We start from the raw sequence: 15013 nt of genomic DNA, 5'->3' as shown, positions 1-15013 counted from the left end.
GGCCGTGTGCTCAGTTCTCTCCGGTAGGCGTCGATCCGCCCTTCGATCTCGCTCGCGTCGTCGTGCCGTCCCTCTTTGCGCGCCAGCTCGGCGCGGACGGACAACTCCCGAATCGCCGTTCGAATCTCGTTGTCGCTGGTCGTTCCTCGCATGCCCTCCGGATACCCGGTGCGGCAGCGATTAACGCCGGAACAGCTTGTTACCCAGCCAGACGACAGGGTCGTATTTGCGGTCGGCGACCCGTTCTTTCATCGGGATCAGCGCGTTGTCGGTGATCTTGATGTGCTCGGGGCAGACTTCGGTGCAGCACTTGGTGATGTTGCAGTAGCCCAGCCCGTGCTCTTCCTGAGCTTGTTGCTGCCGATCCGCCGTGTCCAGCGGGTGCATGTCGAGCTCGGCGATGCGCATCAGGTAGCGCGGACCGGCGAATGCCTGCTTGTTCTCCTCGTGGTCGCGGATGACGTGGCAGACGGTCTGGCACAGGAAGCATTCGATGCACTTGCGGAACTCCTGCGACCGCTGAACGTCGACCTGGGCCATCCGGTACTCACCGGGCTGCAGCTCCTTGGGCGGCGTGAACGACGGGATCTCGCGTGCCTTCTCGTAGTTGAACGACACGTCGGTCACCAGGTCGCGGATCACCGGGAAGGTCCGGATCGGGGTGACGGTGACGACCTCGTTCTCTTCGAAGGTCGACATCCTGGTCATGCACATCAGCCGGGGCCTGCCGTTGATCTCCGCCGAGCAAGATCCGCACTTGCCGGCCTTGCAGTTCCAGCGCACCGCCAGATCCGGCGTCTGGGTCTGTTGCAGCCGGTGAATGACGTCGAGCACCACTTCACCCTCGTTCACCTCGACGGTGAACTCTTCGAGCGCGCCGCCGCTTTCGTCGCCGCGCCAGACCCGCATGCATGCGTTGTACGCCATCAGGCTCTCCGTTCCGGGTGCTCGGCCAGCTCTTCGTCGGTGTAGTACTTCTCCAGTTCGGAGATCTTGAAGAGCTCCAGCAGGTCAGGCCGCATGGGGGTCTGCTCCTGGCGGGTGATGGTGATGTGGTCGCCGGTGGCGTCGACCTCGTCCTGCGAAGCCTCCTTGCACACCAGCAACGTGTTACGCCAAGCCGAATCCATGCTCGGGTGGTCGTCGCGGGTGTGCCCGCCGCGGCTCTCCGTACGCTCCAGAGCCGCCCTGGCCACGCATTCGCTGACCAGCAGCATGTTGCGCAGGTCGATCGCCAGGTTCCAGCCCGGGTTGTACCGGCGTCCGCCTTCGACATGGACGTTCTGGTACCGCGCCCAGAGCTCCTTGAGCAGCTTTAGCGCCCGGGTGATTTCTTCTTCTTTGCGGATGATGCCGACCAGGTCATTCATCACGTGCTGCAGGTCCATCTGCAGGGCATACGGGTTCTCCGCCGCCGAACCGTCGGCCGGTCGCGAGAACGGCTTGAGGGCGAACGTCGCCGCGTCCTCCATGGCCTGATCCGACACCGCCGGACGGCTGCTCAGGGCGCGTACGTAGTCGGCGGCACCCAGGCCGGCTCGCCGGCCGAAAACCAGCAGGTCGGACAGCGAGTTGCCGCCCAGCCGGTTCGAGCCGTGCATGCCACCGGAGCACTCGCCGGCCGCGAACAGGCCGGGAACCTTGGCCGCGCCGGTGTCGGCGTCGACCTCCACACCACCCATCACGTAGTGACAGGTGGGACCCACCTCCATCGGCTCCTTGGTGATGTCGACTTCGGCCAGCTCCATGAACTGGTGGTACATCGAGGGCAACCGGCGTTTGATCTCCGCCGGGGTCAGCCGGGACGCGATGTCGAGGTAGACCCCGCCGTGCGGGGTGCCGCGACCGGCCTTGACCTCGGAGTTGATCGCCCGTGCCACCTCGTCACGGGGTAGCAGGTCCGGAGTGCGCCGGGCGGAGTCGTTGTCCTTGAGCCACTGGTCGGCCTCTTGTTCGTCCTCGGCGTACTGGCCTTTGAACACCGGCGGGATGTACCCGAACATGAACCGCGTTCCCTCGGAGTTCTTGAGCACGCCGCCGTCGCCCCGAACACCTTCGGTGACCAGGATCCCCTTCACACTCGGCGGCCATACCATGCCCGTCGGGTGGAACTGGACGAACTCCATGTTGATCAACGTCGCACCGGCGCGCAGCGCCAGCGCGTGCCCGTCGCCGGTGTACTCCCAGGAGTTGGAGGTGACCTTGAACGACTTGCCGATACCGCCAGTGGCCAACACCACCGCGGGAGCTTCGAACAACACGAAGTTGCCGCTCTCGCGCCAGTAGCCGAACGCCCCGGCGATCGCGTCACCGTCCTTGAGTAACTCGGTGACGGTGCATTCGGCGAACACCCGGATCCGGGCCTCGTAGTCGCCGAACTCGGCGAAGTCCTCCTGCTGCAGCGAGACGATCTTCTGCTGCATGGTGCGGATCAGTTCCAGGCCGGTGCGGTCGCCGACGTGAGCCAGCCGCGGGTAGGTGTGTCCACCGAAGTTGCGCTGGCTGATCCTGCCGTCTTTGGTGCGGTCGAACAGCGCGCCATAGGTCTCCAGCTCCCAGACCCGGTCCGGCGCCTCCTTGGCGTGCAACTCGGCCATCCGCCAGTTGTTGAGGAACTTGCCGCCCCGCATGGTGTCGCCGAAGTGGGTCTGCCAGTTGTCTTTCGGGTTGGCGTTGCCCATGGACGCCGCGCAGCCACCCTCGGCCATTACCGTGTGGGCCTTGCCGAACAGGGACTTGGTCACCACGGCGACCTTCAGCCCGCGTTCACGCGCTTCGATGACCGCACGCAAACCCGCGCCCCCGGCACCGATCACGACTACGTCGTAGGCGTGCCTTTCGACCTCAACCATGAAACCTCGCTCAAATTATCGATTTTCGTTCGCAATGTGGCCGACGGGCTGTCAGTGGCCGATGAATCTGAGGTCGAAACCGGGGTTCTGGGCGACCAGCATGACGTAGAAGTCGGTCAGCATCAGCGTGCCCAGTGTGATCCACGCGAACAGCTTGTGCCGGGTGTTGATCTTGCTGATCTGTTCCCAGATCCAGTACCGCACAGGGTGTTTGGAGAAGTGCTTGAGCCGGCCGCCGGTGACGTGGCGGCACGAGTGGCAGGACAGCGTGTAGGTCCACAGCATGACGACGTTGCCGAGCAGCACGAGATTGCCCAGGCCGAAACCGAATCCGCCGGGACCGTCTTCGGAATGGAACGCGACGATCGCGTCCCAGGTGTTGATCACCGAGATGATGGCGGCGATGTAGAAGAAGTAGCGGTGAGTGTTCTGGATGATCAGGGGGAATTTGGTCTCGCCGGTGTAGTGGACTCGCGGCTCGGCGACGGCGCAGGCGGTGGGCGACTGCCACACCGTGCGATAGTAGGCGCCGCGGTAGTAGTAGCACGTCAGCCGGAACAGCAGCAGGAATGGCAACGTCAGCGCGGCGTAGGGCAGCCACCAGACGTCCGGCAGGATCTGCGGCCAGAACTCGCTCGCCTCACGCACGCAACCCTTGCTGACGCAGGGCGAATAGAAGGGCGTCAGGTAGTGGTACTTCGCGACGAAGTAGTCGTCCTGCTGGAATGCCCGCGCCGTCGCGTAGATGACGAATGCGGCAAACCCCAGATTGATTCGCAAGGGCTGCAGCCACCACGTGTCGGTGCGGAGGGTTTTCTGCCCGATACGGGCGCGGGTAGCCGAGAAGACGCCGGACTCAGAACGGCTCGCCGTTGGTGCGCTCATCTAATGTGTTGTTCCTCTTCGAACGGGCTGTAGCTCGAAGGGTACACAGAATGGGTGCCCGCTCCTTCGTCGGGCTTCTGAGCCGGGCTTCGCCGCCTAATACCGGCTGTGACCTCCGACACCCTCGTCGTCGACATCGCGCCAGAAGTCGGTGTCGTACTGGGTGTCCGGGATGGCGATCTTCTCGCCGGACTGGTAGACGGTTGCGCGCGAGAGATCCAGTTCGGCCACGTCGCTGTCGAGTAATTCGACGTCACTGAGGATTCGGTCGGCATCGATGACAATGCGACGGGTCGCCGGGTTGTCTCCGTAACGCGACTTCAGGGAGGTGACGCACCGCCGCAGGCCCCGCATGAGCTCGTGCAGTTCGGTGAGTTCCGTGGCGGTGGACAATCGATGCTCCCTGAGGCTGAAGGTGTTACGGATCACAATACGTCAGTCGATAATATCCGCTGCCTGAGCCGGATACCGGACAACTTCGTGTCCAGCCGGCAGAAAGTGACTTTGTGCCCATGCCGCTGGAATCGGCCGAACGTGCCCGGGCGCTGTTGCTGCTTCATCAACCGGGCAACCCCGTGGTGCTGCCGACGGTGTGGGACGCGTGGTCGGCGAGACTGGCCGCGGCCGCCGGATTTGCGGCCCTGACGGTAGGCAGCCATCCGCTGGCCGATTCGATCGGCAAACCCGACAACGAAGGCATGACATTCGATGACGTGCTGGCCCGGGTCGCACAGATCACCGCCGCCGTCGACCTGCCGGTCTCGGTGGACGTCGAGTCGGGCTACGGGCTCGCGGCGGCACGCCTGATCGAGGGGCTGCTGGGGGTCGGCGCTGTCGGACTCAACATCGAGGACACCGTGCACGGCGAAGGCGGGCGGCTGCGGTCCTCCGCTGAGCACGCCGACTTGGTGGGGGCTTTGCGAGCGGCCGCCGACGCCGCCGGGGTGCACGTCGTGATCAACGCGCGCACCGATGTCTTCCTGCGTCAGCAGGGCGACCGCGCAGACCTCGTCGAGGTGGCGGTGGCGCGGCTCACCGAAGCGGCCGACGCGGGCGCCGACGTTCTTTACCCGGTCGCCAGACATGACCCGGAAACGTTGCGGCGCTTGACAACTGAGCTGCCATTGCCGGTCAACGCGATCGCGGCGCCGGACCAGGACGAGCCGGCTTCATTCGGCCCGCTCGGGGTCGCCCGGATCAGCTTCGGCCCGTTCTTCCAATACGCGCTGTCGGCACGGGCCAACGAATTGCTCGCCCGCTGGCGCTGATGCCGAGCGGTCCCCCGCAAGCGGGAGGTGCCCCAACAAAATCCCCCGCACGCGCGGCGTGTCGGGGGATTTTGCGTCTGGTCGCGCTATTTGGTGATGGCGATGCGCTGTGGCTGTGATCCGGCTGGATCCTGGTAGGCGCCGGTGACCCGTACGGTCAACACCCCCGCGTCGTACGACGCCGAGATGGCCTCGCCGGTGACGTGCGCCGGGAGCTGGAACGACCGGCGGAACGACCCGTAGCGGATCTCCCGCAGGGTGCGGCCGTGCTCCTCTTTGGCGTGTTCGTCGCGGTGTTCGCCGTGAATGACCAGACGGTCCTTATCGACCTCGACGTTGACGTCCTGTTCGACGTCGACTCCCGGTAGCTCCAACCGGACTACCGCGTCGTCGCCGTCTTTCAGGATCTCGGCCGCCGGGTTGAAACCGCTGGTAGCAGGTCTGGCCCAGTCCGCTGACGCGGGACCGAAAAAGTCCCGCAGCCACCGATCGGTGTCCCACGCCGGACGCGACCACAAGGCGAGATTGCTCATGGGTGACTCCTTACTCTTCGTTGTGAGTTAGCTGTGTCCGACGCTCTGGTGGTCGGCTACTCGGTTAAACATGAGTGCCCTACGCTAAAGTTCCACCTGGGCGTTCGCTCAGAGCGAACTTCGTCACACAGCCGACTGCCAGCTGTGAGGGCGGCGTGATTAATGCGTCACATTCGGCGTCATTTCCGGCAACATCGAGTTCGTAGTCTCGTGACATGTCCTCTGCCGGAAGTACTCCCACGCGGACCGGGCAGCGACGGGTGGTTGTCGTCGGCCACGGCATGGTGGGCCACCGGTTCGTGGAGGCGCTGCGCGCCCGCGACGTCGACGGCCGCTGGCGAATCACCGTGCTGGCCGAGGAGGCCGATGCCGCTTATGACCGTGTCGGACTGACGTCCTACACCGAAAGCTGGGACCGCAGACTGCTGGCACTGCCCGGTAACGACTACGCGGGCGACCCGCAGGTGCAGCTGCTGCTGAACACCCCCGTCACCGAAATCGACCGTGCGGCAAAGACAGTGGTCACCGCCGCGGGGGAACTTCACGACTACGACATTCTGGTCCTGGCCACCGGCTCGTATGCCTTCGTCCCTCCGATCACCGGCCACGACCTGCCGTCGTGTCACGTCTACCGAACCCTGGACGATCTCGATGCCATCCGGGCCGGCGCCCAGCGCACTGCGCAGGCGGGTCGCGGCGCGGCGGGCGTGGTGGTCGGCGGGGGCCTGCTGGGCCTGGAGGCCGCCAATGCGCTGCGCCAGTTCGGATTGCCGACGCACGTCGTCGAGGTGATGCCGCGTTTGATGGCACAGCAGATCGATGAGGCCGGCGGCGCGCTGCTGGCCCGGATGATCGGCGACCTCGGGATCGACATTCACGTCGGGACAGGCACCGAATCGATTGACGCCGTGCTGCATTCGGACGGCTCGGAGTCGCTGCTGGTGAAGCTGTCCAACGGCAGGGTGATCGATGCCGGCCTGGTGATCTTCGCCGCCGGCATCCGGCCCCGCGACGAGCTGGCCCGCGCGGCCGGACTGGACATCGCCCCGCGCGGCGGCGTCCTCACCGACTTGGCCTGCCGCACAAACGATCCCGACATCTACGCGGTCGGCGAGGTCGCTGCCATCGAAGGACGCTGCTACGGCCTGGTCGGCCCGGGGTACACCAGCGCCGAAGTGGTGGCCGACCGGCTGGTCGACGGCGTCGCGGAATTTCCCGAGGCCGACCTGTCCACCAAGCTCAAACTGCTCGGTGTCGACGTCGCCAGCTTCGGCGACGCGATGGGCGATACCGAGAACTGCCTCGAGGTCGCGATCAACGACGCGGTCAACCGCACCTACGCCAAGCTGGTGCTTTCCGATGACGCGAGGACGCTGCTCGGCGGTGTGCTGGTGGGCGACGCGTCGGCGTACGGAGTACTGCGTCCCATGGTCGGCAGTGAATTGCCCGGTGACCCATTGGCTCTCATCGCGCCGGCCGGGTCGGCCGGTGCCGCCGGTGCGCTGGGCATTGGGGCGCTGCCGGACTCGGCGCAGATCTGCTCCTGCAACAACGTCAGCAAGGGTGACCTGAAGTGCGCCATCGCCGACGGGTGCGCGGATGTCCCGGCGCTGAAGGCGTGCACCGCGGCCGGCACCTCGTGCGGGTCCTGCGTGCCGTTGCTCAAGCAGCTGCTGGAAGCCGAGGGCGTGGAGCAGTCCAAGGCGCTGTGCGAGCACTTCAGCCAGTCGCGGGCGGAACTGTTCCAAATCATCTCGGCCACCGAGATCCGCACGTTCTCCGGCCTGCTGGAGCGCTTCGGCCGCGGACAAGGTTGCGACATCTGTAAACCCGTCGTCGCCTCCATCCTGGCGTCCACCGGGTCGGACCACATTCTGGACGGGGAGCAGGCCTCCCTGCAGGATTCCAACGACCACTTCCTGGCCAACATTCAGCGCAACGGCAGCTACTCGGTGGTGCCGCGGGTGCCCGGCGGCGACATCAAGCCCGAGCACCTGATCCTGATCGGCCAGATCGCCCAGGATTTCGGGCTCTACACCAAGATCACCGGCGGCCAGCGGATCGACATGTTCGGTGCCCGGGTGGACCAGTTGCCGGCGATCTGGAAGCGGCTGGTCGATGCCGGAATGGAGTCGGGTCACGCCTACGGCAAGGCGCTGCGAACCGTGAAGAGCTGCGTGGGCAGCGACTGGTGCCGTTATGGCCAACAGGATTCGGTGCAGCTGGCCATCGACCTCGAGTTGCGGTACCGCGGTCTTCGGGCGCCCCACAAGATCAAGCTCGGCGTTTCCGGCTGTGCGCGGGAGTGTGCCGAGGCGCGCGGCAAGGACGTCGGCGTCATCGCCACCGAAAAGGGCTGGAATCTCTACGTCGGCGGCAACGGCGGCATGACCCCCAAGCACGCGCAGCTGCTGGCCGGCGACCTGGAGACCGACACGCTGGTTCGCTACATCGACCGGTTCCTCATGTACTACATTCGCACGGCCGACCGCTTGCAGCGCACCGCTCCGTGGGTGGACTCGCTCGGCCTGGACCACGTGCGCGAGGTCGTCTGCAACGATTCGTTAGGCCTGGCAGCGGAATTCGAGGCCGCCATCGAGCGTCACGTCGCGAACTACCAGTGCGAATGGAAGGGCGTGCTCGAGGACCCGGACAAGCTGTCGCGGTTCGTCTCCTTTGTCAACGCCCCCGATGCCGTCGATCCGACGGTCACGTTCACCGAACGGTCCGGACGCAAAGTGCCTGTGCCCATTGGTATCCCGCGGGTCCGCGGATAGCGACATTTAGGGAGGGAATGAATCATGACTATCGTCAACGACATCCAGGCGTGGACCACGGCCTGCCGTTACGACCACCTCATCCCGGGACGCGGCGTCGGCGTGCTGCTCGACGACGGTGCCCAGGCCGCGCTGTTCCGGCTCAACGACGGGTCGGTGCACGCGATCGGCAACATCGACCCGTTCTCCGGTGCGGCGGTGCTTTCCCGCGGCATCGTCGGCGACCGCGCCGGCCGCTTTATCGTCCAATCGCCGATCCTCAAGCAGGCTTTCGCGCTGGACGACGGTTCCTGCCTGGACGACGAGCGAGTTTCGGTGCCGGTCTACCCGGTGCGCGTTACCGCCGACGGCCGCATCGAGGTCGGGCGCTTCGCGGCGAGGATGGCTGCCTAGTCTATTTTGCCGACGAGATAGCGCTGCATCGTCGGACCGATGGCGTCCACCAGCTGCTCCACCGTCATCGAGTGCAGCGGCTCGGAACGCAGGCCGTAGCGCATGATTCCCAGCCCGACGAGTTGCGAGGCGCACAAAGACGCCCGCACGGCGATCTTGTCGGCGCCCAGCATCTTGAGCAGCGGATTGAACACCGGACCGATGAGCATCGACTGGACGATTTCGGCGGTCTTGGACAGACCCGTGGAGGCGACAGCACTCGCGGCAAAAGGCCCGCCTCCGGCGGCGTCCCACGTGGTGATCAGCATGTAGAGCGTGCGCCGTCCGACCTGGTTGACGCTCCCGGTGAAGATGCGATCGATGAACTCTGGTGTCCGGAACGGCAAACGGAGCATCTTCGCCACATCGTCGAGGAGTCCTCGCGAGGGCTCTTCGTTACGGGCCATGTTGCCAGGATTACCCGGGATACCCACAAACATCAAGTGTCGCTGGTCACGCCGTCCGCTGGTAAAGCCTCCTCACCGCCTGGGCGACGGCGTCGCCGAACCTTTCGGCTACCAGCCGGTCCAGCCCGGGATGGGTGCCCAGCGGCCGTGTCACCAGGTCGGCACCGCTGGCCTCGAGCCGCTCCTGGAACAGCCCGTCGGCCAGCAGGTAGGAGGCCACCACCACCCGGCGCGCGCCGCGGCGCCGGGCATTGGCGACGGCGTCGCCGATCGTCGGGGTGCCGGTGGCGGCGAAACCCAGCTCCACCATCGACCCGGTGTGTCTCGACAGCAACAGTGCTGCGTGGTCCAAGTCGGCGCGCGCTCGGCGATCCGAGGTTCCCGCGGCCGCCAGAATCACCGAATCGTCCGGACACCAGCCCGTTTCGATCAGGTTCTGGTGAATTACGTTGGCGATCTCGGGTCCGGGTCCGAGCGCCGGTGTGACGACGACATGAGGGTGCCCGCTGTCCTCGACGTGCGCGGGCAGGTCGGCACGAACGTGATAGCCGCGAGAAAGGAACGCCGGCAACACGATTGCGGGCGCCGCAGACAGGTTCGAAAGGACCTCGCTCGGGCTGGGACCCAGCACGTCGACGAAGGCCACCGAGATGCTGCGGTCGAGCATCCGGCTCACCCGGGCGGCCAGGTCGCCGATCATCGCCACGCCGGCCGACCGGCGGGTGCCGTGCGCTACCAGTACCAGGTTCATGCCGCGTCGTGTTCGCCGTCCAAGGCCAACCGGTAGCCGCGCTTGACCACCGTCGCGACGATGTTCCTGTCGCCCAGCGCTGTTCGCAGCCGCAGCACCGCGGTGTCGACCGCATGAGTGTCACCGCCGTTACCGGGCAGCAACCGCAGCAGCTCCGCGCGTCCGACCACATCTCCGGGACGGTGTGCCAGTGCGCGCAATATCGCCATGCCCGACCCCGATATCGTCTTGACCGATCCGTCCACCAGCACGCAGGTGCCCCTGATGTCGACCAGGTGGCCGGCGGCTTGCACGCTGCACGAACCCAGCAGCGGCAGTTCCTCGGCGATATGACGGGCCAACGCCCCCAGGCGCATTCGCTCCGGAGACGATGTGGGCACGCCCTGGCGGATCAGCGGCCGCGATGTCACGGGGCCGACACACATCGCGTGCACGCTGCTGCGGAAGGCCGCCAACACCTGGTCCTCGAGGCCCAGGTCGCGGCTGCGCTCGAGCACCGCAACCGCCGCGGGTGCGGACGTGAAACTCACCGCGTCGAATTGCCGGCGTGCGATTCCGGTGACCAGCTGATCGAACTCGCCACCCAATGGAGTTGGTTTCCAGCGGTAGACCCGGATCGGCACCAACTGCGCGCCCGCGGCGCGCAGGCCGGCGAGGAACTCCGGGAACGGATCCCACCCATCGGCCGCCCCGTGCAGCTGAACGGCGATTCGCTTTCCGTCGACTCCACCTTCGAGCAGGTATTCCAAGACCTCGTGCGAAGATTCGGATTCCGGCGACCACTCCTCGCGCAGACCCGCGGCACGCAACGCCCCGGTTGCCTTGGGACCGCGAGAGATTACCCGCGCTGACGATAGCGACTCGATGAGTTCGGTTGCCAGTCCCCAGCCTTCGGCCGCAGCCACCCAGCCGCGAAACCCGATGCCGGTGTGGGCCACCACGATGTCCGGCGGATCGGCGATCAATGCTGCGGTGTTGCGGTGCAGCTCATCGTCGTCGGGCAGCGCGATCATGCTGATCGCGGGAGCGGCGAAGATTTCGGCACCATGGCGACTGAGCAGTGCGCAGAGTTCCTCGGCGCGACGTGCGGAGGTGACTGCGATCCGGTAGCCAGTGAGTGGCGCAGACGTTGGCTGGGCCATATGTCCTTTGTATGCCCGACACATTTCCGGAGCGTTACCCGGCAATTGCTGCAGCATTGCCCTCAACTGCGTTCTTCATCACAGCCGGCCGGCGCCGGCGGCGAAGCCGTACACGGATGTGGGCATGAACAGTGTCATCACCGACCACAGGGACCAGATCGAGAAGGCGACGTGATCGCCGGCGACCGTGCAACGCAGATTTCGCCGGGCGATCTTGCTGTTTGCGGCTTCCCGAGCCGTGATGTTCTCGGGATTCCAATCCGTGATGCGATGGTTGCGGCCCATCCGGGGGTTTACCTTTCCGGGTTCCTCGACGGCACCGTGAAGTGAATACGCCTGCGGGGCGGTCGGTTTCGATGTTCACATCGGGGAAAATGGCAGTCAGCTCAAAAGCGTCGTGATCGACTGAAAGTTGCGTTCCAGTTGTCTGGCAGGTCCCCGGAAACCTCGAATCGCGGACCAATCGGGCGAGATTCCTTACCAGCCGTGCTGGCCAGGCGCCGCTGTGCCGCGGTGCCGGTTGTCCTCCCCCATCAGGGGGAGATAAATTTCATCCCCCGAATCCTCCGGTTACCCGAGGGACGCGCCACCGGTGCCGGGTCGACAGTGATCAGTGAGGCCGGCACCGGCTCGCCCATAAAGTGGACTTGACTAGGGGTTCGATCATGTCGTTCGTAGTTGTTGCCCCAGAATACCTTTCGGCGGCCGCAAGTGACGTGGCCGGCATCGGCTCCGCGCTGCGCTGGGCAAACGATGCGGTAGCCGGTCCGACGACGGCGGTGACGGCGGCGGGGGCTGACGAAGTGTCGATTGCGCTGGCTGCGTTGTTCTCCGGCCATGGCCGTGCCTACCAGTGCCTGTCCGCTCAAATGACGGCGGTTCACGACCAGATCGCGCAGGCCCTGAATTCGAATGCGAACATCTATGCGCGCGCCGAAGCGACCAATGTGACGCCGCTGCAGTCACTCCTGAACGTGATCAACGCGCCCACCGAGGCGCTGGTGGGCCGTCCGCTGATCGGCAACGGCGCGGACGGGGCCCCCGGCTCCGGCGCGAACGGGGGTACCGGCGGGATACTGCTGGGCAACGGCGGCAACGGGGGCTCAGGAGCGGAGGGTCAGGCCGGTGGTGCCGGCGGGGCGGCCGGGCTGATCGGCAACGGCGGCGTCGGTGGCACGGGTGGCGCCGGCGCGGCCGGGGGCGCCGGCGGTCGGGGCGGATGGTTGTACGGCGACGGTGGCAGCGGTGGCAACGGCGGAGCCGCGACGTCGGTCGCGATGACCGGCGGCCGCGGGGGCGCCGGTGGTGATGCCGGCCTGTGGGGTGCCGGGGGTAACGGCGGGCACGGCGGAGGCGGCATCAACGGGGCGGACGCGGTGAATCCGGCGCCGGCCACGGATCCGAACCTGAATGGCACAGCCGGGCACAGCAACCGGGTCGACAAGACCGGAACCGTGAGCGGCGGCAACGGCACGCCCGGCCAGCCCGGCGGCGCGGGCGTCGGCGGCGGCAGCGGCGGTAACGGCGGGAACGCCGACGCCACGCAGGGCAGCGGAGGATCGGTAGGATCCAGCGCGGTCGCCGGCAACGGCGGTGACGGTGGCGCGGGAGGCGCCGGCGGGGCCAGTGGCGGAGACGGCGGTCAGGCCGGGTACGCCCGCACGGTCAACGGCCGTGCCACGGCAGGGTTGGGTGGTAACGGCGGTGACGGTGGTGTGGGCCTCAATGGAGGGGACGGCAGCGCCGGCGGCGCCGGCGGCGACGGGGGCCGCGGCGGATGGCTGGTCGGCAACGGTGGTAACGGCGGCGTCGGAGGCAACGGCGGTTACGGCGGCAGCGGTTCCACCGGCGGTGCGGGTGGCGCCGGCGGGGGCCACGCTTCCATCGATTCGACCTCCACGAACGCCGCATACAGTTCCGGTGGCAACGCCCTCGGCGGAAACGGTGGGTCCGGCGGTGATGGTGGCCAAGGGGGCCATGGTGGTCAGGGGGCCGCAGGAGGTGGGGGCGGCAACGCCGGCGCCGGCGGGCTGCTGGCCGGCAACGGCGGCATCGGCGGCACCGGCGGCACCGGCGGTGCGGGCGGAGCAGGCGGGGAAGGCGGCAGCGGTGGGAACGGCGCCGCGGGCGGTACGGCCGGGGCACCCGCCGGGTCGGCGTTCGGCGGAAACGGTGGCCACGGCGGCGACGCGGGCCACGGCGGCGACGGCGGCGACGGCGGCGACGGCGGCGACGGCGGTCAGGGCGGCGCGGGCGGCCGCGGCGGATTGCTCGGTAGGCAAGGCGCGGCCGGGACGCTGGGCGACGGGGGCGCCGGTGGCGCCGGTGGCGCGCGGGGCGCTGCGGGTAGCGGCGGCGCGGCGGGACTGGGCCTGGGGTCGCCCACCCATAACGGCTCCGCGGGCGCTAACGGGGCCAGCACCCCAGACCTCGACGGGGCCGACGGCACACCTGGCTACCCCAGTCCGACGGTCAAGCGTGCGTGAGGCCCTGAAGGCCTGAGCCGGGTTCGCTACACGTAGGCCAGACCCGCGGGTGTGGCAGCGCCCGCCGCCGGCAGCGGCCGGCGCACGTAGATGGTCCACGTGAGCAGCGAAGCGGCGACGTAGAACACGACGAAGGCCCAGAACGCCGACGTGGCGGTGCCGCTGCTCAGATATGACTGCCGCAGTGCGAGATTGACACCTACCCCGCCCAAAGCGCCGACGGCCCCGGCGAAGCCGATCAGGGCACCGGACATGGACCGCGACCACTGCCGGCGTTCGGCCTCGCTCAACGGAAGCGAGTGGCTGCGCGCCTCGAAGATCGACGGAATCATCTTGTACACCGAGCCGTTGCCGATGCCCGACACGATGAACAGGGCCACGAAGCCCACGATGTAGCCGGTCATCATCGATGCCGGAGCCGGACCGCTGCGATGATCGCCGAAAGTGCTTACGCTGACCAGTATTCCGGCGGCCAGAATCATCGCGCAAAACGCGCTCAGGGTTACTCGGCCGCCACCGATACGGTCAGCGAGCCGGCCCCCGTACACCCGCGACAGTGAGCCCAACAGCGGCCCCAGGAAGGCGATCTGGGCCGCGTGCAGAGCGGCTTGGGCACTGCTCTGTCCGCCGGCGATGTAGTTGATCTGCAATACCTGGCCGAATGCGAAGGAGAACCCGATGAACGATCCGAAGGTACCGATGTACAGCGTTGAGATCACCCACGTATGCGGCTCGGCGAGCATCTCGCGCATGGTGCTCAGCTCGATGCGGTACTGCCTGAGGTTGTCCATGAAGAAAGCCGCGCCGATCCCCGCGACGGCCAGCAGCACCAGGTACACCGCGCAGACCCAGTACGGCCGGCGATCCCCGACGGTCGCGATCACCAGCAGGCCGACCAGCTGGATCATCGGCACGCCGAGGTTACCGCCGCCGGCATTGAGGGCCAGCGCCCAGCCCTTGAGTCGTTGCGGATAGAACGCGTTGATATTCGTCATCGAGGAGGCGAAATTGCCGCCGCCGAGCCCGGCCAGCGCGGCGCACACCAGGTATGGCCACAGCGGCAGACCGGGATTGGCCAGCAGGGCGATGGTCCCGACGGTGGGAATCAGCAACACCAGCGCCGAGAACATAGTCCAGTTGCGGCCACCGAACTTTGCGGTGGCGAAGGTGTAGGGGAAGCGCAGGCAAGCGCCGACCAGCGTCGCTGTGGCGCCGAGCAGAAACTTGTCCCCGGCCGAGAATCCGTACACCGACGCCGGCATGAACAGCACCATCACCGACCAGATGGACCAGATGGAGAATCCGACGTGTTCGGCCGCCACCGACCAGATCAGGTTGCGTCGGGCGATGTCCTTGTTGCCCGCCTCCCACGCGGCGAAATCTTCAGGATCCCAGTCGGATAGTTCGTGCGAACGGCGGGCGAGCATGAAGACTCCTATCGTCATCGACCTTGCCGCTCACGCTAGAAATCCTTTGTTGC

Annotated in this window: 13 protein-coding genes and 1 pseudogene; 4 read left to right on the top strand and 10 right to left on the bottom strand. The window is 66.8% G+C overall.

Going from position 1 to position 15013, the window contains the following annotated elements; genetic code table 11:
- Positions 1-180 precede the first annotated feature (180 nt).
- The 4 genes from ACX9NE_RS26460 to ACX9NE_RS26445 all read right to left on the bottom strand — a co-directional run bounded on the left by ACX9NE_RS26460 (position 181) and on the right by ACX9NE_RS26445 (position 4130).
- The gene (locus tag ACX9NE_RS26460; protein ID WP_459364574.1) at positions 181-927 is read right to left on the bottom strand and encodes a succinate dehydrogenase/fumarate reductase iron-sulfur subunit; all 747 of its coding nucleotides are present in this window, start codon (positions 925-927) and stop codon (positions 181-183) included.
- Complete coding sequence (locus ACX9NE_RS26455; protein WP_459364573.1) at positions 927-2852, bottom strand: fumarate reductase/succinate dehydrogenase flavoprotein subunit; 1926 nt, start codon at positions 2850-2852, stop codon at positions 927-929. The genes ACX9NE_RS26460 and ACX9NE_RS26455 overlap by 1 nt, the downstream gene beginning before the upstream one ends.
- A gap of 51 nt (positions 2853-2903) precedes the next feature.
- On the bottom strand, positions 2904-3737 hold the full coding sequence (locus ACX9NE_RS26450; protein WP_459364572.1) for a hypothetical protein: 834 nt from the start codon (positions 3735-3737) through the stop codon (positions 2904-2906).
- Positions 3738-3833: 96 nt separating this feature from the next.
- Positions 3834-4130 (bottom strand): hypothetical protein, encoded by a 297-nt coding sequence (locus tag ACX9NE_RS26445; protein ID WP_459364571.1) that lies wholly within the window; start codon positions 4128-4130, stop codon positions 3834-3836.
- Positions 4131-4249: 119 nt separating this feature from the next.
- Between ACX9NE_RS26445 and ACX9NE_RS26440 the strand changes: the two genes are divergently transcribed.
- A complete protein-coding gene (locus ACX9NE_RS26440) occupies positions 4250-5005 on the top strand; it encodes an isocitrate lyase/PEP mutase family protein (protein ID WP_459364570.1) in 756 nt (251 codons plus the stop codon).
- An 86-nt stretch (positions 5006-5091) separates the two neighbouring features.
- Here the strand turns inward: ACX9NE_RS26440 and ACX9NE_RS26435 are convergent, their stop codons facing one another.
- The gene (locus tag ACX9NE_RS26435) at positions 5092-5538 is read right to left on the bottom strand and encodes an Hsp20/alpha crystallin family protein (RefSeq protein WP_459364569.1); all 447 of its coding nucleotides are present in this window, start codon (positions 5536-5538) and stop codon (positions 5092-5094) included.
- 215 nt (positions 5539-5753) lie between these two features.
- Here ACX9NE_RS26435 and nirB point away from each other — a divergent pair, with 215 nt between their 5' ends.
- Together nirB and nirD are read left to right on the top strand one after the other, a co-directional pair.
- Complete coding sequence (nirB, locus tag ACX9NE_RS26430) at positions 5754-8315, top strand: nitrite reductase large subunit NirB (RefSeq protein WP_459364568.1); 2562 nt, start codon at positions 5754-5756, stop codon at positions 8313-8315.
- Positions 8316-8339: 24 nt separating this feature from the next.
- Complete coding sequence (gene nirD / locus ACX9NE_RS26425; RefSeq protein WP_459364567.1) at positions 8340-8708, top strand: nitrite reductase small subunit NirD; 369 nt, start codon at positions 8340-8342, stop codon at positions 8706-8708.
- On the opposite strand, the gene ACX9NE_RS26420 is transcribed toward nirD, so the two are convergent.
- From ACX9NE_RS26420 to ACX9NE_RS26405, 4 genes and pseudogenes are all read right to left on the bottom strand, one after another.
- Entirely contained in the window at positions 8705-9154 is a 450-nt protein-coding gene (locus ACX9NE_RS26420) for a TetR/AcrR family transcriptional regulator (protein WP_459364566.1), read from the bottom strand. The two genes, nirD and ACX9NE_RS26420, sit on opposite strands and share 4 nt — an antisense overlap.
- Positions 9155-9200: 46 nt before the next feature.
- Entirely contained in the window at positions 9201-9905 is a 705-nt protein-coding gene (locus ACX9NE_RS26415; protein WP_459364565.1) for a sirohydrochlorin chelatase, read from the bottom strand.
- A complete protein-coding gene (locus ACX9NE_RS26410; protein ID WP_459364564.1) occupies positions 9902-11047 on the bottom strand; it encodes a uroporphyrinogen-III synthase in 1146 nt (381 codons plus the stop codon). The genes ACX9NE_RS26415 and ACX9NE_RS26410 overlap by 4 nt, the downstream gene beginning before the upstream one ends.
- Positions 11048-11140: 93 nt before the next feature.
- Positions 11141-11332, bottom strand: a pseudogene (locus ACX9NE_RS26405) (MFS transporter); the annotation flags it as partial.
- A 380-nt stretch (positions 11333-11712) separates the two neighbouring features.
- Here ACX9NE_RS26405 and ACX9NE_RS26400 point away from each other — a divergent pair.
- Positions 11713-13533 (top strand): PE family protein, encoded by a 1821-nt coding sequence (locus ACX9NE_RS26400; RefSeq protein WP_459364563.1) that lies wholly within the window; start codon positions 11713-11715, stop codon positions 13531-13533.
- A gap of 26 nt (positions 13534-13559) precedes the next feature.
- Here ACX9NE_RS26400 and ACX9NE_RS26395 read toward each other — a convergent pair whose 3' ends face one another.
- Positions 13560-14960: a nitrate/nitrite transporter gene (locus ACX9NE_RS26395; RefSeq protein WP_459364579.1), complete on the bottom strand. Its 1401-nt coding sequence runs from the start codon at positions 14958-14960 to the stop codon at positions 13560-13562.
- Positions 14961-15013: the final 53 nt, after the last annotated feature.

It is taken from the genome of Mycobacterium sp. ML4 (genome assembly GCF_054515735.1).
This window is presented reverse-complemented; position numbering and strand designations above follow the sequence as displayed.

What these genes read in the sequence shown, in the direction of transcription:
- ACX9NE_RS26460 (WP_459364574.1), bottom strand. Translation starts at nt 927, where the DNA reads ATGGCGTACAACGCATGCATGCGGGTCTGGCGCGGCGACGAAAGCGGC.
- ACX9NE_RS26420 (WP_459364566.1), bottom strand. Translation starts at nt 9,154, where the DNA reads ATGGCCCGTAACGAAGAGCCCTCGCGAGGACTCCTCGACGATGTGGCG.
- ACX9NE_RS26410 (WP_459364564.1), bottom strand. Translation starts at nt 11,047, where the DNA reads ATGGCCCAGCCAACGTCTGCGCCACTCACTGGCTACCGGATCGCAGTC.
- ACX9NE_RS26400 (WP_459364563.1), top strand. Translation starts at nt 11,713, where the DNA reads ATGTCGTTCGTAGTTGTTGCCCCAGAATACCTTTCGGCGGCCGCAAGT.
- ACX9NE_RS26455 (WP_459364573.1), bottom strand. Translation starts at nt 2,852, where the DNA reads ATGGTTGAGGTCGAAAGGCACGCCTACGACGTAGTCGTGATCGGTGCC.
- ACX9NE_RS26395 (WP_459364579.1), bottom strand. Translation starts at nt 14,960, where the DNA reads ATGCTCGCCCGCCGTTCGCACGAACTATCCGACTGGGATCCTGAAGAT.
- nirB (WP_459364568.1), top strand. Translation starts at nt 5,754, where the DNA reads ATGTCCTCTGCCGGAAGTACTCCCACGCGGACCGGGCAGCGACGGGTG.
- ACX9NE_RS26415 (WP_459364565.1), bottom strand. Translation starts at nt 9,905, where the DNA reads ATGAACCTGGTACTGGTAGCGCACGGCACCCGCCGGTCGGCCGGCGTG.
- ACX9NE_RS26450 (WP_459364572.1), bottom strand. Translation starts at nt 3,737, where the DNA reads ATGAGCGCACCAACGGCGAGCCGTTCTGAGTCCGGCGTCTTCTCGGCT.
- nirD (WP_459364567.1), top strand. Translation starts at nt 8,340, where the DNA reads ATGACTATCGTCAACGACATCCAGGCGTGGACCACGGCCTGCCGTTAC.
- ACX9NE_RS26435 (WP_459364569.1), bottom strand. Translation starts at nt 5,538, where the DNA reads ATGAGCAATCTCGCCTTGTGGTCGCGTCCGGCGTGGGACACCGATCGG.
- ACX9NE_RS26440 (WP_459364570.1), top strand. Translation starts at nt 4,250, where the DNA reads ATGCCGCTGGAATCGGCCGAACGTGCCCGGGCGCTGTTGCTGCTTCAT.